Source organism: Alteromonas sp. a30, assembly GCF_026788005.1.
GTDB lineage: Bacteria > Pseudomonadota > Gammaproteobacteria > Enterobacterales > Alteromonadaceae > Paraneptunicella.
Map to the genome: position 1 here is coordinate 171325 of NZ_JABEPE010000005.1, position 23674 is coordinate 194998.

12 protein-coding genes are annotated in these 23674 nt (G+C 46.4%); 11 read left to right on the plus strand and 1 reads right to left on the minus strand.

Features of this window, described 5'->3' with window-relative positions:
- Positions 1–32: 32 nt before the first annotated feature.
- The 9 genes from HJG39_RS07300 to HJG39_RS07340 all read left to right on the plus strand — a co-directional run bounded on the left by HJG39_RS07300 (position 33) and on the right by HJG39_RS07340 (position 17903).
- Positions 33–3314 carry a non-ribosomal peptide synthetase gene (locus tag HJG39_RS07300; RefSeq protein WP_268408233.1) on the plus strand — a complete coding sequence of 1094 codons (3282 nt, stop codon included), beginning with the start codon at positions 33–35 and terminating at the stop codon, positions 3312–3314.
- Positions 3314–10669: a type I polyketide synthase gene (locus HJG39_RS07305; RefSeq protein WP_268408234.1), complete on the plus strand. Its 7356-nt coding sequence runs from the start codon at positions 3314–3316 to the stop codon at positions 10667–10669. The genes HJG39_RS07300 and HJG39_RS07305 overlap by 1 nt, the downstream gene beginning before the upstream one ends.
- A gap of 69 nt (positions 10670–10738) precedes the next feature.
- Positions 10739–11995: an ABC transporter permease gene (locus tag HJG39_RS07310; RefSeq protein WP_268408235.1), complete on the plus strand. Its 1257-nt coding sequence runs from the start codon at positions 10739–10741 to the stop codon at positions 11993–11995.
- 18 nt (positions 11996–12013) lie between these two features.
- The gene (locus tag HJG39_RS07315; RefSeq protein WP_268408236.1) at positions 12014–13267 is read left to right on the plus strand and encodes an ABC transporter permease; all 1254 of its coding nucleotides are present in this window, start codon (positions 12014–12016) and stop codon (positions 13265–13267) included.
- A gap of 34 nt (positions 13268–13301) precedes the next feature.
- Positions 13302–14081: an ABC transporter ATP-binding protein gene (locus HJG39_RS07320; RefSeq protein WP_268408237.1), complete on the plus strand. Its 780-nt coding sequence runs from the start codon at positions 13302–13304 to the stop codon at positions 14079–14081.
- Positions 14074–14919, plus strand: coding sequence for an outer membrane lipoprotein-sorting protein (locus HJG39_RS07325; RefSeq protein ID WP_268408238.1), 846 nt, complete (start codon positions 14074–14076; stop codon positions 14917–14919). The genes HJG39_RS07320 and HJG39_RS07325 overlap by 8 nt, the downstream gene beginning before the upstream one ends.
- A gap of 1 nt (position 14920) precedes the next feature.
- Positions 14921–16294 carry a hypothetical protein gene (locus HJG39_RS07330; protein ID WP_268408239.1) on the plus strand — a complete coding sequence of 458 codons (1374 nt, stop codon included), beginning with the start codon at positions 14921–14923 and terminating at the stop codon, positions 16292–16294.
- Positions 16295–16327: 33 nt separating this feature from the next.
- Positions 16328–17044 carry a thioesterase II family protein gene (locus tag HJG39_RS07335; protein ID WP_268408240.1) on the plus strand — a complete coding sequence of 239 codons (717 nt, stop codon included), beginning with the start codon at positions 16328–16330 and terminating at the stop codon, positions 17042–17044.
- A 103-nt stretch (positions 17045–17147) separates the two neighbouring features.
- The gene (locus tag HJG39_RS07340) at positions 17148–17903 is read left to right on the plus strand and encodes a class I SAM-dependent DNA methyltransferase (protein WP_268408241.1); all 756 of its coding nucleotides are present in this window, start codon (positions 17148–17150) and stop codon (positions 17901–17903) included.
- Positions 17904–17971: 68 nt separating this feature from the next.
- Here the strand turns inward: HJG39_RS07340 and HJG39_RS07345 are convergent, their stop codons facing one another.
- Positions 17972–19816: an IucA/IucC family protein gene (locus HJG39_RS07345; protein ID WP_268408242.1), complete on the minus strand. Its 1845-nt coding sequence runs from the start codon at positions 19814–19816 to the stop codon at positions 17972–17974.
- 321 nt (positions 19817–20137) lie between these two features.
- Here HJG39_RS07345 and HJG39_RS07350 point away from each other — a divergent pair, with 321 nt between their 5' ends.
- Both HJG39_RS07350 and HJG39_RS07355 read left to right on the plus strand, forming a co-directional pair.
- Positions 20138–21412, plus strand: a complete 1275-nt coding sequence (locus tag HJG39_RS07350; protein ID WP_268408243.1) for an MFS transporter — start codon at positions 20138–20140, stop codon at positions 21410–21412.
- Positions 21409–23643 (plus strand): TonB-dependent receptor, encoded by a 2235-nt coding sequence (locus HJG39_RS07355; RefSeq protein ID WP_268408244.1) that lies wholly within the window; start codon positions 21409–21411, stop codon positions 23641–23643. The genes HJG39_RS07350 and HJG39_RS07355 overlap by 4 nt, the downstream gene beginning before the upstream one ends.
- Positions 23644–23674: the final 31 nt, after the last annotated feature.

A 23674-nucleotide genomic window follows, 5' to 3' on the forward strand; every position in this document is an offset into this window, starting at 1 on the left:
TTTCGCTATAAAAACTATTACCGGAAAGCATTATGACTGTATCGCAAAACTTGGCAAACGAACTTAGCAAAGAGAATATCGAAAACATCTTCGGTCTTGCGCCCATGCAACGCGGGATGTTAGTGCAATATGCTAAAGACCCTGAAACAACAGCCTATATTGAACAGTTTGACTTTCAGTTAAGCGGACCGGTTGACCATAAACGGCTCGAACAAGCGTTAAATTTGGTGGTGCAAAAATACGCGGTTTTGCGCACGATTTTCAGTTTTCGTAAAACCGATGAACCTCGCCAAATCATCCTGAAACAGCGCACAGTCACGCTCAATCAACAGGATTTTTCCAGCGCAGACGAGCAAGGCATTGAGACATGGAAAACACAGGAAAGAGCCAAAGGCTTCGACCTATCACAAGACTTACTCATGCGTACCGCCTTGTTAAAACACGGCGACAATCAACACCGCTTAGTCGTGACGTTCCACCACATTATTCTTGATGGTTGGTGCATCGGATTAGTGTTTGGTGATCTATTTAGTTTTTACGAGATGTTAGCGGAAAAACCCGTTGAAGCACTAGCCAACGACCCTTCCGTACCGCTCCAAGAGCCGCATCAATACGCAAGTTTCATTCAGTGGTTAGGGCAACAAAATAACGAAGCGGGTAATACCTACTGGAAAGAGGTGCTTGCCGATTATGAAGCCGAAGTAGGTATTCCGTGGTACGACTGCGCTGTAACCGACAGCCCAGAAGACAGCATCACACAAACCCATTTGTTCGAACTGGACGACAAGCTCACAGCCCAAATTGATGCCATTGCCAAGCAGCATCAAATTACCTTTAACAGCGTATTCCAAGCCGCTTGGGGCGTGTTATTGCAAAAGTACAATAATACTCAAGATGCGGTATTTGGTGCCGTCGTTAGTGGTCGTCCGGCGGCACTGGCGGGCGTGGCCGATATGGTGGGTTTGTTCATTAACACCCAACCTTTACGCGTAAAGGCCGAATCAACAGACAGCTTTATTACTGTAGCCAAAGCTGTTCACCAACAGTTGATTAACTCTAGCCAGTATGAATTTATGGCCTTGCACGACGTGCAAAAACAATCGCCCTTAGGTAACGACTTGCTGAATCATGTGGTGGCATTTGAAAACTACCCGATTGCTGATCGCATGAAGGAGGTTGCCAGCAGCGACGATCCAAACCTATTGAGCGTGAACGACGTAGTGGTTTACGAGCAAACCAATTACGATTTCAATCTGATCGTCAACCCCGGCATACGTACCAAAATTAACTTCACTTACAACGCTGCACGTTTTAGTGAAAACCAAATGTTGCAGCTTCAGCGTGGACTCGAAACCCTTATTCAAGCCATTGCCAATCAACCAGAATCTGCCATTAGCGCACTTTCGATTTGCAGCGAAAATGAACGTGACACGGTATTAAATCGCTTTAACGATACCAAAGTAGATTACCCTTCCGACCTCACAGTGCCGGAGCTTTTCGAACAAACTGTAGCAGAATTTGGGGATCGCATAGCCCTGACAGGTGACAAGCAAAAATACACCTACAACGAATTACGCCAACACGTCATTAACATGGCATCACGCTTAGTCGCGCAAGGTGTTCAACCGGGCGATACGGTGGCGGTTTTGTTGCCCCGCTGCCCCGATGTCATCATGACCATTTTAGCCGTGCAATATGCTGGCGCGGCGTGGTTGCCACTGGATATTAAAGCCCCCGCCGAGCGCTTAGCCTTTATTCTGGAAAACGCAGAAAGTAAGTTAGTGATTAGTCATGGAGACTACGTAAGTGCGTTGCCAGCCAGTGTTAGCCGCATATTAGTTGAGTCGCTGTCTGATTCCGAAAATGCATCGGATGCAGGTTTTCCCAAAGCGCTCACACCAGAAAGTCCGGCCTACATCATGTATACCTCTGGCTCTACCGGCCAGCCAAAAGGCTGTACCGTTATTCAGAAGAATATTGTGCGTTTGGTGAAAAACACCAACTTCGCAACCTTCGATGAGAAGCAAGTGATTTTGTCGACAGGTGCGCCAGTATTCGATGCCACCACCTTTGAATATTGGGGCGCGTTATTAAATGGCGGCAAGCTGTGCATGTACGACGACAGCGTGATTTTAGACGCCAGCCGTTTAAAAATGCTGTTTGCCATGGAGCAAGTCACTACCATCTGGTTAACCGCAGCACTCTTTAACCAGCTTGTGGATACCGATATCACGTTATTCTCCAACATTAAACAACTGTTAGTTGGCGGCGATGTGGTGTCATTGGTTCACACCCGCAAGGTGCTAGAAGCCAACCCGAACATACACATCGTTAACGGCTACGGACCTACAGAAAACACCACGTTCAGCGCCACTTATCACATTGCCGAACCGTCTGAGTTCCGTTTCCCTATCGGAAAACCTATCAATAACTCCACCTGTTACATCGTGGATGAGCAACTCAACTTGCTACCACCGGGCGCTTATGGCGAGTTATGCGTGGGTGGTGATGGCGTAGCCCAAGGCTATATCAAACGACCAGAATTGAATGAACAAATGTTCGTTGATAACCCGTTTGAACCCGGTGAGCGTTTGTACCGTACCGGCGACATTGTACGGTGGCTGCCCGATGGCAACATCGACCTTCAAGGTCGCAAAGACTTCCAACACAAAATTCGCGGTTTCCGTATCGAGCTTGGCGAAATTGAATGGGCCATCAACCGTGTTGAAGGCGTTACGGAATCCATCGTGATGGTAAAAGAAGATGAAAACGCAGGTAAACAGCTTCACGCTTGGTTTGTCAGCGAATCGCCCACCATCGACGAAAAGAAAGTGCGTCAGAAGTTACTTCAGCAATTGCCGGGTTACATGGTGCCGGGCCACATGATGCGTTTAGACAAATTCCCGCTCAATACCAACGGCAAAGTCGACCGTAACCAGCTTCGCGAAATGCAAGCTGTGAAACTCAGTAACGACAACGCGGTTGCACCAAGAAATGATATTGAGCGTTCAATTGCTGACATTTGCCAACAGGTGCTTGGCCTTGACCAAATTAGTGTGTTCGACAATTTCTTTGATGTCGGCGCAGACTCGCTGAACCTGATCACCATTAACAACCGCTTGAAAAAAGCGCTTGAAAAAGACATTCCGGTGACAGCCATGTTTGAGCACACCTCGGTAGCGCGTCTTGCAGACTATTTAAACCCGAATGAAGAAGCACAAAAACAGCAGCAAGCAGAAGAAGCGGAAGGCTTAAATAACGCCCGCAAGAACCTAATGAAATCCCGTAAACTACAACGAGCGATGGAAGATTAATGGCTATTAAAACTCACCGCACAGGCTTTGAAGTCGCCGTCATAGGGATGGCTGGCGCGTTTCCGGGCGCAAGCTCCATAGATGAATTTTGGCAAAACTTGGTATCTGGCCAAGACTGTATTGATGTGCTCACGGATGAGGAATTATTGTCGGCTGGCGTCGAGCCCTCGTTATTAGAAAACCCAAACTATGTGCGCGCCAAAGGCGTGTTCCCGAACCTCGATAAATTCGACGCAGATTTCTTCGGCTATACTCCGGGTGACGTCACCATGATGGACCCGCAGGTGCGTATGTTGCACCAAGGTGTGTATCACGCCTTAGAAGACGCAGGTTATGCCAACGACACCCAAGGTAAGAAACGCAATATTGGCCTGTTTGCTGGGGCATCCGGTAACTTTACTTGGGAATTAGACACCTTCTTGCAAGCCACGCAATCCGCCGCTGGGCAATTTGCCGCGTTGCAATTAAACGACAAAGATTTCCTTGCGACGCGTTTGGCCTACAAACTGAATTTACACGGCCCTGCGATTTCCATTCATACTGCGTGTTCCACCTCTTTATTAGCGGTAGATATGGCGTGCCGTCATATTTATACCGGCGCTTGTAATATGGCGGTTGCCGCTGGCGTGGGTTTAACCCTGCCAAGCAAAAATGGTTACGGCTATGAAGATGGCATGATTAAATCCGCCGACGGCAAATGCCGCGCCTTTTCTGAAGACGCCAACGGCACCATTGAAGGCAATGGTATGGCGGCCATCGTGGTGAAATCCTTAGAAGATGCCGAAGCTGATGGCGATCACATTTATGCGATTATTCGCGGCAGTGCAATCAACAACGACGGTGAGCGCAAAGTAGGCTACACCGCGCCAAGCGTTGAAGGCCAAGCAGAAGTCATTCGTCGCGCCTTATTCTTAGCGGAAGTTGAAGCGGACTCAATTAGTTATGTTGAAGCCCACGGCACCGGCACCAACTTAGGCGACCCGGTAGAAATTGAAGCGCTGAAAAAGGCTTTCCGTACCGATAAACAGCATTTTTGTGGCATTGGTTCGTTAAAATCCAACATTGGTCATATGGACACCGCCGCAGGCGCAGGTTCTTTCATTAAAACCGTGTTGTCGTTACAACATAAAACCATTCCACCTTCCATTAACATCACCGAGCCGAATAAGAAAATTGATTTCAGCAGCGGGCCATTTTATCTAGTGGATGAAACCACTCAATGGCAACGTTTAGCGGATGCAGAAAACCCCACAGACCAATTACCGCTTCGCGCAGGTGTTAGCTCTTTCGGAATTGGTGGCACCAACGTACATGTGATTTTAGAAGAAGCGCCAGAAAGCCAATCTGGTGAATTCGACAAGCCCTTGCACGTACTGTCGCTGGCGGCTGCCGACAAAGACGGCCTAAGCCGTATTCAGCAGCAATTAGCCGACTTTTTACAGCAACACCCAGACACCAACCCAGCGGATTTATGCTGGACATGGCACGCTGGCCGTGGCGGTTTACCCGTACGCCAAGCCATTGTTTTTAACGATGTTGCTACGCTGAGCGAATCGCTGAAAAGCAATCAATACAACCCCGAACTGATGGCTAAAGATCAGCTTACTCAAGCAAGAACCGCCTTTATGTTCCCGGGACAAGGCACGCAATACGCGGCCATGAGTCAACAGCTTTATCATGCCCTGCCTGAATACGCAGCAGCATTAAATAGCTGTTTAGAAAGTTGCGACGCTCAAGGTTTGCCAGTGAGAGCCTTGTTATTGGGTGAGGCCAACGATAATAGCAAAGCCCAGATAGACCAAACCCACATGACTCAAGTGTGTTTGTTCGTGGTGGAATATGCCCTAGCCAAAACGCTAATGGATTACGGCGTGAAACCGGATGTGATGATTGGTCACAGCTTAGGAGAATTTGTTGCCGCGACCCTTGCAGGCGTATTCACCTTAAAAGATGCCATTGCCACAGTAAGCTTGCGCGGCAAGCTAATGCAGTCGATGGATGCGGGAGCAATGTTGGCGGTGAACTGCGACGAAGCCACGCTAACACCTTTCCTTGAAGAAGCCCTTAGCGAGAAAGAAGCCCTTAGCGAGAAAGGAGCCTTCAGCGAAAAAGGCGGGCTTAGCGAACAAGTGAATTTAGCGGCAGTTAATGGACCAAAACAATGCACAGTAGCCGGCACGTTCGCCGGTATTGAAGCATTTTCGCAGCAACTATCCGAAAAAGACATTAAAAACAAAATCCTCAACACTTCCCATGCGTTCCACTCTTTTATGATGGAACCAATGCTGCAAGAGTTTGGCGATTTTGTTGCGGCGTTGCCATTAAACGCGCCCAGCATGAGTTACTACTCTAACGTGACCGGAGAGCTAATTAGCGCTGAACAAGCCACCGATGCAAGCTACTGGCAACAGCACATTCGCCAAGCCGTGCGTTTTCATCAAGGCATTGCCCAAATTTGCTCGGACCCAACCACCCTATTGATTGAAGTGGGTCCGGGTACGGTGCTCACCGCCTTTGCCAAACAAGCTGCTGGCAAGCCCATTCGCACTATCTCTACCTTAGCCTCAGCTTCGGTGAAAACAAGCGCAAATGAAAACGCCGCTAATGACCTGCAACTTTTTGCCCAAGCTCTTGGTGACATTCAAGCCAATGGTGTTAACGTGGATTGGAAGGTATGGTACGGCGTTACCGAAGATACACCAACCAAACGCCAAAAACTGCGCTTGCCACTGTATCCGTTTGCACAACGAGAATTCCCTATTGGGCGAGGCGATATTGGCACCTTATTAACCAGTTTAGACCTTGACGATAGCGCCGCCTCAACATCATCGGCAAAAATGACCGTGCCAACGGAAGTTGCAGGGCCACATAGCTTTACATGGCAAAAAGCCCTCGCACCGGTGCAACAATATAGCGAAGGCGTGCAACCTTGTTTGTATTTCCAAAACGATAACAGCAAACCTGCGTTAATTAGCGCTATTGGCGGCTTGCGTGTATCCCATGTGATGCATGGCATAAACCCAGAGTTGGGCGATTTATCCCTTGGTAACAACAAATACAAGGCCGATTTAGATTCACCCGCGTCTATCAGACGTTTATTGACGCTATTACGTCGCCTAGATGACATTCCCGACTTGTTAGTCACCCTAACCGACTTAAGCAAAACGCCATCACTCACCGCCATGCAGCAACGAGCGAGCGCGTTATGTAAGGTGTTGAAGGAAGATTATCCAAATCAGACATTTACGCTAATGCTGTTGGTACAATCAAAATCGCCACTGGATGAAGCGAGCGAGCAATTGGTGGCGCTATGGCAGCGTCAATTACAAGCCAGTTTGGAAAAAATCAATGTGCGCGTCGTTTACGTGCCAGCGGATACTAAACCCGCATTAATTCAGGCAATGGCGAAGAAGCTAGAACGTGAAATTTTTGATGAGCAAGCACAAAACGCCATCATTCGCTTGACCCTGCGTGACCGCTATTCCTATGAACTAGCCGCTGATGACCACTATCGAGTTGGCAACCTGCGTTTCAACCGTCAGAACATGGCATTGTTAATACCGCAAGGTTATCCCGTTGAAACTTTGCAGCAACGGTTACAGCTTGCCTCTGGCGCAGCGATCACTCCGGTTGAGTTAAGCTTAAATAAACCCATTACCCCGGCAATTACACAGTCGCTAGAGCAAATTACTGCGGGATTGCGTGATACCCAGCTTTCTTGGCAAGAGCATTACCAACTACCAGATTTAACCGAAGCGCATCACTTAGTCGATGAATATTGTATGTCGTGGCTTTCCAGTTTCTTGGTCGCGACTTCTCGCTTAAGCGTGGGCGATAGCGTTGACCGCGAAATGCTTATTCAGCGCTTAGATTTGCCTGAGCAATTGCATCGTTATGCCGACTACTTCATCCACATGTTGCAGCAAGATGGCTTTTTAACGCCAGCGGCGGCTGAAACAGATAGCACTTTGCAAACCTACACCTTAACCAAAGCCTTGGATGAGGTGCGCCCGGCAGATGAAATCTTAAAAGACATTCAACAAATCACGCACCTTTTCGACGGTCAGCTTACGTTATTGCGTCACGCAGTTAACAGCTATGTGAAAGTGCTCAATAGCGAAATCCAGCCCATTGAAGTCTTGTATCCTGATGGTTCAAACCAACTGATCCAAGACACCTACACAGGCTCCATTCAACAGGTCGAAGATGAGCTTATTATGAGCTTGTTTGAAGATGTGTTTAAACGCTTGATTTCCGGCGTTAATAGTATCCGTATTCTTGAAGTCGGTGGTGGCTGGGGCATGGCCATGCGCCGCATTATGCCGATGATGGCGAATGTAGGTCATGTAGAGTTCTGGTTCACTGATGTTGGTAGCACCTTCCTTGCCGATGCCAAGCAATTCGCCATGGAGCAAGGTTACGACAACATGACCTTTGGTGTGTTCGATATTACCAAACCGGCGAAAAACCAAGGTTTACCGGAAGGTTACTTCGACCTAATTTACGCTTATAACGTGGTTCATGCCACCAAGCACATTGGTCAAGTTGCCACGAATTTAGAACAGCTATTAAACGACCACGGTGTGTTCTGTTTGCTTGAACGGACTAACACACGTCGCTACGTTGACTTAGCGTGGGGCATGGCTGACGGTTGGTGGCATTTCGACCAAGACGAGCGCGCCCTTTCGCCGTTGGTTTCACTGCCGCGTTGGGAAGAAATTCTTGCTGCTGTGCCATTTGAAAGCGTGGCGACTTACCCGCGTGATGCAGCAACCCAGAACCGTACCGATGTAGGTTTGATTATTGCACAAGCGAAGTCAGGCCCAGAGCGTCAGATCAATCAAGATAGTATTTGGCGCAACGCCCCAAGTGCGCTTGTTACCAATCAATTTGAAGGTCGCCAGTTAGATCATGTGCTCGTATTAGACACCGTATTGGCGGGTTATACCGACGCCTATACACATGTGAATGGTCATCCGCACCCGGGTTGGTTGGCTTATGAAAATTACTTTCAACAGGCGAGTCAGTGGTTGAAATCACAGCAAGGCCATGCCACTCACGTCGCGATTTTATCCGATGGGCAACTAGCCGAAGGCGCCTTCCATAACGATACCCGTTGGCATGCTGCCGATAAATTCCGCGCCTTAATGGCATCGCAAAGCGAAGGACTAACACCCGGGAATCAATACCTTGTGCCCTTCAGTGAAGCGTTAGAGCCAGCGGATGCATCACCGCTTTGGCATCATGTGCCTTCCGTGAGCGACTTGCAGCATGCTTTTGCAGCCATGGATAGCGACTGGATTAGCGCCTGTGTACAACCAGCGCAATGCAGCATGATGCGCTTGCTTGAATCAGAGGATGCAGAAAGCGCCAACGCAGAATCCGAAGACACAGGTGTGTCAGGTGGCAAATCCGATTACGTTACCTTATTGGTCGACTTAATGAAGCCGCTATTTGGTTTAGACCACATCTCTGCCGAGGACGACTTCTTTGCCCTAGGTGGCGACTCGCTTAAAGTGGCACAGCTAACCACGGAATTAGAAAAACACGGCATTAAAATTATGCCAAACGAAGTGTTTAACTTCCCGAAAGTGTCGCAACTTGCTAGCTATTTGCATCAAAATTATGGTGCTACATCGCGTCAGGTTGAAACCGATGAAGAATTGATTGCTCACCTTCAACGCCAACTCGGTTTGCAAACCAGCATCAAGCAATACACTTTGTTAACAGATGCGCCAGCAGATACGGAAAGCGCCCATGAAGCGCCTATAGAGCGTGATATTCGCGTGCTGTATTTGGATGACAAAGACCTCACTGCCAGCAATCACAAAGGACAAGCGTTGGTCGATGAAATCCTTGCCTTGCACCTAGATAAACGCTTGCAACCGGACTACGTTTTCCCCGCGTCTAAAATGTTAAACAAAGACGGCAGCAACAGCCGCTTCCAACAAAGCGAATTTGATGCGCATTTTGCCATGGTTGATTTGTCTCAACCGCAATTACAGCAGTTAGTACAACAAGTGAAAACCGCACAGCGCCGCTTGAGCATGTCGATAACCAATCAACCTGTGGAAATGGATTACGCGATTAGTCCGTTCCAGAAAATGTATTTGAAAACCGACAACCGCGTGTCTTTATACCAAATTGAATTGGATGAAATTCCAGACCGCGAATTGCTCAATCAAGCCTTTGTGGATGTGGTACGTCGTCAAGGCTTAATGCGCAGTAGTTTGCAGCGTAACTTCATGAATAAGCACCGTTGGTTACAGCATCAAACACCATCGTCATTAGCCTTGCCATACTTGGATTTATCACATCTTTGCCTTGAAGCGCGCGAGCAAGTCATTGAAGCGTTAATGGCAGCGGAATACGAGTCCGATTTCGATAGCGAAAACGGCATCATGTTCCACGTTGTCTTGATTAGGCATCAGCTAAACCAATGCACCTTACTGTTTAATTTGGATCACTCCATTTTCGACAACATGAGTGGGCAGGTATTACGCCGCCAATTAGTGAACCGTTACCGCACTTTACGCGCAGGCTCTACTGCATCAATGCCGCCAGTACGTAGTTTTAATGAATACCTGACACAAATTAACGCTGGTCCGTTGGGCATTACGCCGCAACAAATGATCGAGCTATTCGAACTAGACAAATACGGTGAAAGCCGCATCGTGGTGGAAAACCACATTGTGGCTAATCGTCAGCCGAAGATATCGCAACTGCAATACAAAGTGCGCTTAGCTGACTGGAATATCGGCGACGATGACGAAGTGGCTTTTGAAGTCACACTGTCGTTACTCAGCTACGGCTTAGCCCGTTATTTCAATATCGAACACGTGCCCATGAAGTTGATTTATCAGGGCCGTAAATACCATGACCTGCCCTTCTTCGATACGTTGGGGCTTTTCGTGGATGTGGTGCCGCTGCTCATTGATACGTCGGGCACGCCATCACAAATGATTGAAGGCATGAATAAGAAGATTCAAAGCCTGAATCGTTACAACATTAGCTTCATGAACATGGTGTTAAACCTTGGCATGTTAGTGAAATGGCGTGACGTTGTGGGTCTGACCAGCCCGAAAAAGCTATCGCAAAAAGATCCGATGATCTTGCTCAACTATGCCGGTAAAGCCGGACAGGAATACCGCAAGATTATCGACTTCGCGACTAGCCAGATGCTCGATTCGCCCGGAAAACTGGATTACGCCAGCTTCTATGCGATTGCGACATCAGATGATGAGCACATTGTACTGGATATTTTATGTAACTTTGAGGCAGATATGTCCCGCTTTACCGAAGTAATGGACGATGCCCTAAAGACCGTATTTTCAGATTCAACACCACTGGAGTAACCATGAAATTAGCAACCTACGGAACCTGTGTTCTGTATCGTCCTATAACAACAACAAACGGAGACTAACATGCTACTTAGCTTGTCAATTAGGAATCTCTTTCGACATCGTTGGCGTTTCTTGATCAATATTTTAGTGGTAATGGTCGCCAGTTGTTTGCTTGTCGTTGCCTTAGGGCAAATTGGCGGAATTAATCGAACCTTGACGCAGAGTGTTACTAACACCTTAACTGGTCATTTAGTGATTAAACCTGAGTCTGCTCCGGTAGATTTCTTCCAATTTACCTCATCGAAAAAGTTACCCGTGATTGCCACTGATGATGTCGGCAAGGTGTTATCGTCAATTAAAAGCCAGCCTTTCGTTGAGGCGGCATCGGAACGCGTCCGTTTTGGTTCACTCATTGGTGATGATAACCAATCTGAACCCGCCATGATCATTGCGGTTAACCCAGAAACGGAAGGCTTGGTATGTACCGACTTAACCGACATTATTGCGCCACTTAAAAATGGTGAAAATGCGGCTATTTCGAGCTATTTGTCCAAGAAAACGCGTTTGAGCAAAGGCGAAAGTATTGTGGTATTTAGTGAGACGCCAAACGATTCATTTAATGCGGCGGAATACACCTTAGCGGATATTGTGAATACCCCTGTACTCATCGATGAATTCATCAACAATGTGTTCTTTATTAACATCGATACTGCACATGAGTTGCTGTATTTGGATGGTGAAGCCACGGAAATTGTGGTGCGCGTTAAGCCAGAATTCCAAGACAAAGAAACCATTGGCGCACTGGCAAAGCAATTAAATGCAAGCTTAGCGAACGACTTCCCAGAGTTAAAAGCTTATGCCTATTTCGAAGTGGAAACCTCAATAGAAAATATTTCCGTTATTGCAGAAGGTATGGGTGTCATTCAGGTGGGCACCATTATCCTAGTTATGCTGGTGACGGTGCTTATCTTAACCAGCATTACCTTGCATGAGCGTCGCTTTGAAATCGGCACGTTAATGTCGATTGGAATGACGCCGGGCAAACTAACCACCATGTTTATGCTGGAGGTGTTCTTGAAAGTTGTGATTGGTTATCTCGTTGGCTTCTTACTGGGCGTCGCCATTCTTTCAGGCATTAACCTTGCCGGTGGTATTCAAGCTGCGAACCAAGTTGACCAATATATTTATGGCGGAAAAGTGATGTTCCCTGTCATTAATATTAGCGGCAGCTTATTAGGTGGTTTGCTCGTGATTGGTGTGTCGATGCTTGTCACATGGACCACTTGTCATAAGGCCGGACGTCAAAATCTGGTTTCACTTCTTAGTAACAAGAAATAAGCAACGAGGACACTATTCATGAATGCTATTTGGTCCCTGGTTTTTAAAAGCCTACTCCGAAACGGAGGCCGTAACTTGTTGCAAGCGGGTTTGATCTTCTTCGCTGCGTTTGTCATGGCATATTTTGCCCAGTTCTTAGCCGGCGTTACCCGTAACTTTACCGATAATCTTGTTGAACTTGCGACGGGGGAAATTTACGTTTCATCCACAATCAACAAAGAAATTGATCAAAACGTGTTTGACCGCGAATACAAATATTTGCGCGTACCAGCTCCATTTTTAAACGAAGTTAGCAAATTAGAAGGGGTGGAAACCATTCATCCACGCATCGATTTGCCTGTACGTTTGAATCTACCGGATGACACCGTGACCTTTAAAATGGCGGCGTTTAATCCTGAAAATGAGCCTCGTTTAGTCAACAACTTCTCCATCACCGAAGGTCGTATGGTGGAAAACGACGCGTTTGAAATTATCGTGCCACAAGATTTAGCGCGTCGTCACAATATTAACGTGGGCGACTCCATTCCGCTGTTAGCAGGCACGGTAAATCGTCGTGTGAACTTGGTGCAGTACACTGTGGTTGGGAAATTCCTCACTAACAGTTTGTCGGCATGGTTTAACAACTACGTTTACACCAGCTTGCAACCTGCCCGAGTGTTACTCGACGACGAAAACGTGATGACGCGCCTTAACATTCACCTTGTTGAAGACGCTGAACGCGAGGTGTTGATGCCGCAAGTTAACGCTTTGGTTGCTCAGTATTTAGATAACGACAGCAATCCCGAATTAGATGCCACATGGTGGGAAGATGGTGCTGAATTCTTTAGCTCTTTGGTATTTGGTATTGAAGCTGGCTTCTTTATCATTGTGGGTATCATTATGACCATTTTAGGTTGTAGTATGGGTTTTGCCACTGTGATGACGGTCATCGAGCGTACCAAAGAAATCGCTACATACGGCGCATTAGGCGCACCGCCTAAAATGATCCGTAAAATCTTCATGATGGAGAACGTGTTGTTGTCCGACCTTTCTTCACTGGCAGGTATTGGTATTGCGGTTATCGCTTACTTGCTAACGGTAGATGTGGGAATTCCCATTAATAATCCGCAATTTGAAGCCTTTATTGGTGCCTCGCATTTCTACCCGGCGCTGGATATTGGTGGCTTCATCTTGCCCTTTATTATCTGCAAATTAGTGACGGCACAAGTGAGCTTTTTCATTGTCACCAGTGCCGCCAAGAAACCTATTACTGAAGCCATTGCTGACCGATAGTCAGTGCAGCAGAAAAGCATTTTCGGAGAAAATCATGGAAATCAAACTTACTAACGTCAGCAAAGAATACGACTTGGGTGCAACCAAAGTAAAAGCCCTTAAAGACATCAATTTCACAGTCGATTCGCATGACTTCATTACCATCGCAGGCCCATCCGGCAGCGGTAAAACCACTATTTTGAACATGTTGGGTTGTTTGGATACGCCCACATCTGGCATCGTGACTTTTGATGGTGTGGATTCCAGCAAATTAGACTTAAAACAACAGGCATTACTCAGAAACGAGAAGATTGGCATCATTTTCCAGTCATTTAACTTAGTGCCTGTACTCAGTGTGTATGAAAACATTGAATTGCCCACCTTAATTGGTGAGAAGCCACAAAAACGCAAAGACACCAAAGATTGGATCATGCATTTGATTGAATCCGTTGGCTTAGGCGACCGCGTGAACCACAAACCAGAAGAGCTTTCTGGTGGTCAACGTCAACGTGTTGCCATTGCCCGCGCTTTGGTGAATCGCCCACAATTGGTATTAGCTGATGAGCCAACTGCCAACTTGGACTCGGTAACATCAATGCGTATTTTGGAACTCATGCGCGAGTTGAACCGTAACGAAAACACCGCGTTCGTATTTTCTACCCACGATCCAGACATCATCGAACATTGTGACACGGTTGTTCGCATGCGTGACGGTGCGATTTTGTCTGAGGAAGATGTTCATCAGCGCAAAGATGTCAGCCAAACCACCATTGTGGATGGTATCGCACAGGTGCCGGAATCGGATTCCGAGAATAAGGAGGAAAATCATGCGTAAATCCCTATCAGCTATTGCTTTATCGCTGGTATTCGCTTTAAACCCAAGCTACGCACAGCAAGCAGATGCCGCGCAAACTGCGACTCATGAAGCAAGCTCGTCAATGGCAGAAAAGCAGGACATGAGCTCGGAGAGCATGGGCGCCAAAGAAACGGCGGTGGTCTCAGAGGAAGTGCGCGAGTTGTTCCACAGTTTAGAGAAAAACAGCTTCCCACCTTCGGCAATTGCCACTATGAGCCTAGCCAGTTTTAAGGGCGAGAAAGAATCGAAAAGCTTGTCGATGGAGTTTTTCGCTAAAGGCGATAACGTGCTTATCGAAATCCTGTCGCCTCGCGTAGATAAAGGCAAATACATTCTTAAATCTTCCGAAGATTTATGGATGTACTTTAGCAAAATCAATCGTTCGATTCGTATTGCCGCGCGCGATAGTTTTATGGGAACCGATGCGAATAACTACGACTTGCTTGAGCTCAATTTGGTAGACGATTACGACATCGTATCGCACACCGATGAAATGCTAGATGGTAAGCCGGTTATTCGCGCCGAGTTACGTGCGCGTCCTGATACCGAAGGTTATTCACGAATCGTGAGTTACATTGACCCCATCAACAAAACCATCATTCGTAATGACTGCTTTGCGATTTCCGACACCATGATTAAATCCATTGCGTATTTTGATCATCAAATGGTAGGAGATTACAAAGTACCGATGAAGACCACTATCCAAAACCATTTGGAGAAAGGTCGCCACAGCGTGATGACATTCGACTCGGTTAACGCGTCTGACGACATTGAAGAGTTTATGTTCAGTTTAGGTTACCTCGAATCATTGGAATAACATGGGACATAACGTAATTCAAAACTCCCGCCGCTTAGGTCAAACATTGTGCTCGCTGGTTCTTACCAGCGCAGCCCTTGTGAGCCTAAGCGCAAATGCATTACCTCGCCCGGGAGCAGGTGTACGGGTGGATGCCGAGCTAAACCTTAACTTCGGCACGGAAAACGTGAACAGCGACAGCATATTCCTTACTGATAAGGACGGCTTTAATACGGTCAACGAAATTATTGGCACCAAAATTAAAATACGCCCAGATCGCAAGACCACCTACATTTTCGACGCTTACATGCTGAAATTCGATGATGGCGTATTTAATACCGATGGCAGCTTTCACACTGAAAGCGAATATGATGTCACCTATAACCAGCTTTTTGTGGCGCATCGTTTTGCTGGCAATATGAAAGTTACCGTAGGTCGACAACGCATATTATGGGGGCATGGTTTAGCTTATGTTCCCTCTGACTTCATTAATCCACCGCTTGATCCTAGCGGCTTGGATTTAACCAACGCCAAAGGCGTAGATTCTGTTTCATTAGATTGGTTCACCGCTGGCAATAGCTATACGCTTTTGCTAAATCTCGATAACAGTGCAGAACGCACTGGCATTGGTGCAAAATGGACCAATAACACCATTGATGGCTTCGACTTCAACGTGGTGTACTACAATTCCGAAGAAACCGGTAACGCCGCTGCGATTTCCTTTTCCGGCGACCCTTTAGTCTTTACCGGAGAGAGCAAAGGTGAACTGTCCACCACCGTGAATATCGCCATGCGCGAGCGCTCTCAGTATGCACGCCCGACGACACAAACCTTCGTTGGCGATGCTTTTAGCGATCCGACAGGCATGGGCGCTATTAGTAATAGCATCACCTACCCCGCACCGGGCGAAGTCAAAGACGACAAAGGCAATTGGCTGACCTACTTAGTTGGCATGAGCTACGAATTGCTCGAGAGCCACTTAACCTTTAGAGGTGAGTATTACTATATTCAAGACGCCTACAGCAAAGACACTTTGCGTGACATTTACGGCGCATTAGACGACCCCGCATCACCGCAAGGCTTGTTGTCGGCTAACTGGCTCAACTCCCTTGCTTACGGGCGTAACCAGCATCGCTATTTTGCCTTTACCTTAAGTCAGGATGCCCTTACAGAAGGCTCAGGCAATCAATTCACCGATAACTTCGGTTATAGCGTCAGTCTGACTCGCGGTTTAGAAGACCATTCTACCCTCGGCTCTATTAATCTAAATTCTCGTTATTTTGAAAACGCAGAAATCACCTTAGACATTCTTTTACCCTTTGGTGATGATGACAGTGAGTTTGGCAGTATGTCTTTTAATTGGCGTGCGGATATTGGCGTCAACATCAGCTTTTAATGCGTAAATTAATAACAGGAAGAATAGCGTTCAATGAGTACGGCTAACACAATCAACTTTTTTGCGGTCCCTTACGCTGGCGGCATTGCCGAATCCACTTATGGAAAGTGGCAGGTGCCATTAGGTGATCGTTTCAAAGTCATTCCGTTAGAGCCGGCGGGTCATGGAAGACGCATGAATGAGCCGTTCACCGATTCCATGCAAGCCACCGTTGATGATTTATTCCCACGCATTAAACCTTTGATTGAGCAAGGGACACCTTGGGTTATTTATGGTCATAGTATGGGAACCATTATCGCCTATGAGCTAATTCGTCGCGTTATTGACGAAGGACTACCGCAACCTTTAGGACTCTATATTTCGGGCAGAAATGGCCCAGAGCACAGATACACAGAACCGGATTACCATATTTTAAACGATGAGAAATTGGCCGAAGAATTAAAGAAAGTCGACGGCTCTCCTAAAGAGCTATTCGAATTTCCAAGTTTACTTCAAACCTTCCTTCCCATTATTCGCAACGATTATAAAGTTATAGAGAACTACCGTCACAAAAGTCCAGCCATCCAAATAGATGGCTTTATTACCGCCTTTTTTAGCGACAACGACAAATTAGTGTCCCGAGATGTATTTGAACACTGGGGCAACTATTGTAAAGGTCGTTTCAGTGTCCATGAATTTGAAGGTCATCACTTTTTTATCCACGACGATTACCCAAAGATATGTGAACTGATAAAAGCAGATTTACTGTAGTTCAGGGTACGCCTTTGCAGTACCAATAAAAGTTTACCCTGATAGATAAACGTGCAGCGCATACCGTTTTAGCGTTTGTACACTTTTTCAGGAGAGTTGTACCATGTCAGATAATTTCGAATATCCAGAATACGATATTATTGCCTCAATGTATGAAAAGTATGTGGAAGGCAAAAGCCTCAATATGCTTCCCGCCATTGAAAACTTTGTTCTATCCAAAACCCCCGAAGGTAGCCGCATTTTAGATGTCTGCTGCGGCACCGGAAAAGTCACAGAAGTATTGCAACAACGCCATTACCAAATGACCGGATTCGATGGGTCTTCAAAAATGGTTGAAGTGGCCTCAAATAAAGTCCCTGATGCCGATTTTTTTGTCGCTGATGCCCGCAATTTTAGCGTAGACGAACCGTTTGACGCCGCTCTTTGCATGTGCGACAGCCTTAACCACACAACAAAACTTAATGAACTTGAGATGATATTCACCAATGTCGGTCAAGCATTAAAGTCCGGTGCCACTTTCTTATTCGACTTGCGAATGGAAGCCGGGTTTGAACATTATTGGGGACAAGATAGCAACGAGCTCAACTTTAACGTTGTAGAAGATGAAGTCGTATGTACATCTCATACCACTTACAATAAAGAAACTGGCGATGGTCGATTAGTGATTACCTCATTCCATCGCAAAGGCGACTTATGGCAGCGTCATGATTCCATCATCGATCAGAAATGCTATTCCGAAGAAGAAGTCAGAAACTGCTTAACCAATGCCGGCTTCGACAATATTTATATGTTCAGAGTAAAAGAAGACTTTGGTGCAGATGAAATTGGTCGCGCCATTTTTGTTTGCAATAAAGTCTAATACCGTGATTTTAGCGCCCGAATATGCCAATTTTTCAGGCGCTACATTCTCGCTTTAACGCCCTGAATTTAGGCGAAATCAACCGCCCTTAGCGGATTAGCAATCGGCTCACCTAATTCTGGCAGTGGGCGCTCGTCGCTGTCGTCATAACCGATTTTAAAACGCACGCGGTTAATGCATACCTTCTCGATTTTCTCACTCAATAAATTGAATAATTCAAAACGCGCCTGCAACTGCGGATGATCGCTTTGGTACTGGCGAATTTCCTCTGCAAGCCAATGATAAAACATCTCTTCACTCACTTTATGTTGGGCTAACAATGGTGAGACAAAACGCAAAACAGTCACAAAGTGTCCGGTTAGTAAATCATGAATAAGATAGTGCGATGGCAAACGCGTTACGTTGTCCTGAATATCTTTATCGAGGGATTCCAATTCAGGGAATGCTTTGTCGACTAAGCGCAAATCACCGTGGAAATCTTTAATAATGCAACCAACGGGGCGATGCTGTTCATCCAGCACCAACGTAATGTTCTGACCATGTGCTACCAACGCCACGCCATAACGACACATTAAATGATATAAAGGCACAACCACATGGCGGAACATGCGTCTTAACCATTGTTCAGCCGATAAATCGGACAAGCTAATCAGCGCATCAATGCAGCTCTTACCTTGGGCATCAGTTTGCATTAACGTTGCCATCGACATCGGGCGCAAACCATCGCCAATTACCGACTCGGCGCGCTCGCGCCAGATACAGCCTAGCATTTCTTTGTATCGATACGCGCCTTTCTCCAATTCCGCTTGTAAAGGTTGAGAGCAATAAATACCAGCCACTTCTTGCTGTACATGTAACCCCAGCTCAGACAGTAATGGGTCGGTAGACACTTGCTGTGCTAACCAGCGGCTTAAACGCGGACCATGTACGATAAAATCGCCGGGGATCCCGCGATAACAAGAGGTGTTCAAAATGGTGATAGCGGTTTTAATATCAAACTCGCCTTGCTCGCTCGGACTTAGCGTGCGAATAGACTGCTGAGCAATCCAATCGCCGGTTAACACGCCCAAATCAATCAAATCACCACGAGCAAACAAACTGGCATACTGTGTTAACAAAAAGCGATTAAATTGCCACGGATGCACAGGCGTTAGCCAATAATCATCGGGATTGACCTGTTTACCTTCAACTTGCTTGTGTTTTAACCGTTGAAGGCAGTGCTGCCAGCTACTTTTGCCAAACGTACGTTGCCATAAATCCGATTGTGATAAATCTTCTCGAAAACCTGTGCGGCAATGCGCTTTATGAATCGCTAAGCAATGCAATTGGATCCTTTGACCAGCTTCGGGTGTGTATCGGTCTAACTCGTCAATACCCCAACCTAAACGCCCTTTATTGGCCACCGCTTTAGGATGTGCTTTTAAATATTGCTGCCTTTCTGTTTCTGATATTTGCACCAGCGCTTCGGCAGAAATACTATCGAGCTTTTGCAAATACACACAATCAGCGTACAGCGTTTGCTGCACTTCTTCTATCAAACCAGACATATGAATATCTTTCATTTTCATAAAGGATTGAATATCAAGCAGCAAGCGTCCTGCCTCAACCGGATGCTGATCAGCATTAACCACGCTTTCAGGTTCAACAACAAACATGCCCCAAATCGACCGCGTTGCTACAAAAAACCAATCTCGATGAGGCGTGACCAATCGGTAGTATTGAGGGACGCCTAACGCAGACTCAAACGCTGGCGTACTTGCATCGGTTTCCCCTTGTGTATCAGAAAAGGCTTTTTCGAAAACGGCTTTTTCAACCACCTCATAATTAAGCACTTCTTCGAAATGTAATTCAGATAAAATTTTTGCAGCCAGTAAACGATTCGCCACAGACCACTTATCAAACACAACAGACATATTTTCCACTATGATATTTCGCCTTTAGGTTTTGAATATCCAACTTGAACCTTTCTTGCATTGCTCGCACTTTTTTTGATCAAAAACGGCAAACACAAAAAACGATGCTAAGCTTATACCGTTAATTTAGGTTAATTAGCCGATATAAAGCTGTAAAAGGAAAGCATCTTCACGCATTTTAGCCCTAATTTTGCACAAAATATGTGCAGTTCTATTACCAATCCTAGGCTAGAAAAAATTTATGCCCCTAATGTATTGACTTTGCCTTAGAAGATCAATTGTAATATGAATCATTCTCATTTACGTTAGTAAATTAATTTCATGTTCTATGCTATTCATCTGCTTGTACTGGGTGCAAACCAGACCCTTTTGCTCGCGTTGCTTCCGCAAGTGGCGAGTTTATTGGGCTTTGGCAGCGATGCTAACGAATGGGGAATGCTCATCCTTATCATGAATTTGAACCTACTAAGTTATTGGTTTGGTTCAGGTTGGTGGGGTAAAGCCATTGGTGTAATTGGCCTAAAAGACGCCACTCGCATCGCATCCATCGGATTAATTGTGAGTACAGTGCTGTTTGTGTGTCTTATTTTCTTTACACCTTCGTGGTTGATACTCATTGCTGTTACCCGATTAGCCACAGGTTGTTTCACCAGCGCATTTTTACCAATAGCACAAACCAACCTCGCACTGGCACATCAACAAACGACTCAGAAAAGCGATGCAAAATCAGGTAATACAAGGGTTGCAGCGCTTTCTAAACTCAGTAGCCATATTACAATTGGTCGATTTATTGGACCTATTATTGTGTTACTGCCAATTCCACTATATGCACTGTTAATTGCCCCGGCCGTTATCACTTTGTTAACCCTATTTATGAAGGTGCCTATTACCGACAAGAATACGCAAAGGCAAGCAAATTTAATTCCCGCAGAGACTCAATTAAATGCCTTTAAAAAAATCAACAAATTCGGCATTAGCGCAGCATTATTAACCACCGCTTTGGTTGCCATTGTGCAGCTTATTCTTTTGCCGTTCATCACCCAATTAGGGTACTCAGAAGTGGAAGCGAGCCAGCATTACGCCAAATTACTGTTGTTTATTAGTTGCTTGGTTATCCTGTTTCAACGCTGGATGCTTCCCAAACTCGCTAAACGTGATACACAAGAAACATGGTATGCCAAATTGTTGCTTTTATCGGTGGTTGCTGGCAGTGCTTGTTTGGTGTTTTTACCCAACTCATGGTCCTTTTTACTGTTGGGTTTAGCGCTACTGGCATTGGGTATTGCCGGTCTGCCCTCTTGGTACACGCACCAACTCATGCAACAACATGAACACCGATTACCGCATAGCCAGATCAGTGGCGTTACCGCGCAATCTCACACCATTGGGCATCTGCTAGGTACAGGACTTGCCGCCTTTATTTTAAGTAGCCCGTTCAGCATGCACTATTTACTCCTGCCGACAGCCATATTACTTGCGATATGCGTTATTCAACTCAAACGCGTATCCGCACCCGAGCTTTGCGAACCAGAAGAAACGGCTCCAGCACTGAAAGCATCGGAATTACATCACCCTCAACAGAGAAACAATACATGAACGCCCTGAATCGCATTACGCTTGGTATTTGTTTAGCAACCTGCTCAACACACTTAATTGCCGATGAAGTCACAGAGCAGAATGACAACCCGTTAGAAACGGTAACGGTTACCGCCACTCGCGCGCAAACCAGCATTGCTGATGTCGCGGCAACCGTTTGGGTGATAGATAACGACCAAATCGCACAGGAAGTCGGTACAGGTGCAGACTTAAAAAACGTCTTGGGACGCCTGATCCCCGGCTTCGACTTTGGTAGCGAAAGTCGCACCAACTTTGCCCAAAATTTACGGGGTCGCACGGCACTAGTAATGATCGACGGTGTCTCGTTGAACTCAACGCGTCAAATTAGCCGTCAATTAGAAAGTATCGACCCATTCAATGTTTCTCGCGTGGAAGTGCTTTCCGGTTCCACTTCTATTTACGGCGCGGGTGCGGCTGGCGGTATCATCAATATCATTACCAAAAAAGCCCAAGGGCCAGAATGGGAAGTGAGTGCCTTAGCGGGTGTTTCTTCAGGCTTTAATAACAGTGAAGATTTAAACCGAAAACTGGCGCTTTCTGTGGCGGGCGGCTCAAACAACATAACTGGCAGATTAGCCGCTGCATGGTCAACTACGCGCGCTAACTTCGACGCCGATGGCAATCAAATCTTGCCCGACATCACCCAAACCGACACCCAATTTAACGATACGATTGATGTGCAAGGTAACGTCAATATTCGTATCGACGAGAAGCAATCGTTGTCGTTTGTTGCCCAATATTACGAAAGCGAACAAGACTCAGATTACGGCACATATTTGGGGCCAAACTTAGCGGGAATTCTGGGCTTTCCAGACTTCATTGAATTACGTGATGGTTTATCGCTAGAAGAACAACCAAAAACCGAGCGCGACTTCTACAACGTGCAGTATCACAACGATGAATTCCTTGGTCATCAATTATTGATGCAAGCTTATCATCGCGAGGAGTCCTTAAGTTTCTTCCCGTTCCCGTCAATTTTCAGAGTCACGGGTTCCCCTTTCCCCGGCGAAAGCTACCCGATTTTTGCTTCTTCAGTGCAAGAAACCGACATTTCTGGTGCAAAAGTGGTGTTAGTGAAAGACATGGACGACTTACGCATTAGCTATGGCGTGGACTACGACACCGAATCTTTCACCGCCATTCAGAACATTTTCGATTTGAACTCAGCCTTGGCGTCCGGTGGTTTAGTGTTCGAAAAAGCCCAAGTATTGCAGCGCTATCCCGACATAGACAGCGATCAACTGGCCTTATTTGCCCAAACAGAATGGCAGGCAAGCGAGCAATGGCGCTTAACCGGTGGTTTCCGTTTTCAACGCATTGAACAAGAAGTGGGCGACTTTACTGGCTTGCTTCAACAAAACTTGTTCGCCAGTGGTCTATACCCTTTCGCACCAGATAGCATCCCCGGCGGCGAAACAGACTACGATGAATGGGTTTTTAACGTTGGCGCAGTCTATGCCATCGACAAAAACCAGCAATTTTGGGCAAACGTGAGTCAGGGCTTCGATATTCCTGATCCAGCTCGCTACTACGGACAAGGCACTTACTCCGGCCCTTACGGTGAAGGCCCTGTGCTTATCGACAGCATTAACATTGCACAAAACCCCCTTTCTGGCATTAAAACGGATTCCATTGAGTTTGGCTGGCGTAAAGCGGAAAACAACTATCACTTCCAATTGAGTGGGTACTATTCGTTGTCGGATAAAACCACCTCGTTTAACCGTGCTACGCTTGCTATTGATGTGAACGACGATGAGCGCCGTATCATGGGAATTGAAGGCCAGTTTAATTTAGATATTACGGATGAATTCTACGCCAGTGTGCAAGGGCATTTCCTGCGTAGTGAAGTAAAAACCAATGGGGACTGGAGCGATTTAACCGCGGAAGAAGCCAGCCCAAACACCGCATCAGTTCGATTTGGTTATGAGGATGACGTATTGGGTTTAGAGCTATTAGTACAAACCATGCGCGACTATAACGACGATAATAACAACGAATTAAACGGTTACACCTTGGCGCATATCAATGGTCACTACCAACTGGGCGAAGGCAAACTAAGCTTTGGTATTCAGAATTTATTCGACAAACGTTATGAAACGATTTGGAGCCAACGCGCGCAAATCTTGTATAGCACGCTTTCTGCACCGGCGTTATTTACCTACGGTGGTCAAGGAACTCGTGTTGCTGTGAGTTACGAGATGCAATTTTAAGCTCCCATAGTAAAAATAAAAGGAACAGCTT

Excerpts from the sequence above, each read along its gene's own strand:
- HJG39_RS07330 (WP_268408239.1), top strand. The coding sequence starts at position 14,921 with ATGGGACATAACGTAATTCAAAACTCCCGCCGCTTAGGTCAAACATTG.
- HJG39_RS07305 (WP_268408234.1), top strand. The coding sequence starts at position 3,314 with ATGGCTATTAAAACTCACCGCACAGGCTTTGAAGTCGCCGTCATAGGG.
- HJG39_RS07350 (WP_268408243.1), top strand. The coding sequence starts at position 20,138 with ATGTTCTATGCTATTCATCTGCTTGTACTGGGTGCAAACCAGACCCTT.
- HJG39_RS07320 (WP_268408237.1), top strand. The coding sequence starts at position 13,302 with ATGGAAATCAAACTTACTAACGTCAGCAAAGAATACGACTTGGGTGCA.
- HJG39_RS07345 (WP_268408242.1), bottom strand. The coding sequence starts at position 19,816 with ATGTCTGTTGTGTTTGATAAGTGGTCTGTGGCGAATCGTTTACTGGCT.
- HJG39_RS07300 (WP_268408233.1), top strand. The coding sequence starts at position 33 with ATGACTGTATCGCAAAACTTGGCAAACGAACTTAGCAAAGAGAATATC.
- HJG39_RS07315 (WP_268408236.1), top strand. The coding sequence starts at position 12,014 with ATGAATGCTATTTGGTCCCTGGTTTTTAAAAGCCTACTCCGAAACGGA.
- HJG39_RS07310 (WP_268408235.1), top strand. The coding sequence starts at position 10,739 with ATGCTACTTAGCTTGTCAATTAGGAATCTCTTTCGACATCGTTGGCGT.
- HJG39_RS07325 (WP_268408238.1), top strand. The coding sequence starts at position 14,074 with ATGCGTAAATCCCTATCAGCTATTGCTTTATCGCTGGTATTCGCTTTA.
- HJG39_RS07335 (WP_268408240.1), top strand. The coding sequence starts at position 16,328 with ATGAGTACGGCTAACACAATCAACTTTTTTGCGGTCCCTTACGCTGGC.
- HJG39_RS07340 (WP_268408241.1), top strand. The coding sequence starts at position 17,148 with ATGTCAGATAATTTCGAATATCCAGAATACGATATTATTGCCTCAATG.
- HJG39_RS07355 (WP_268408244.1), top strand. The coding sequence starts at position 21,409 with ATGAACGCCCTGAATCGCATTACGCTTGGTATTTGTTTAGCAACCTGC.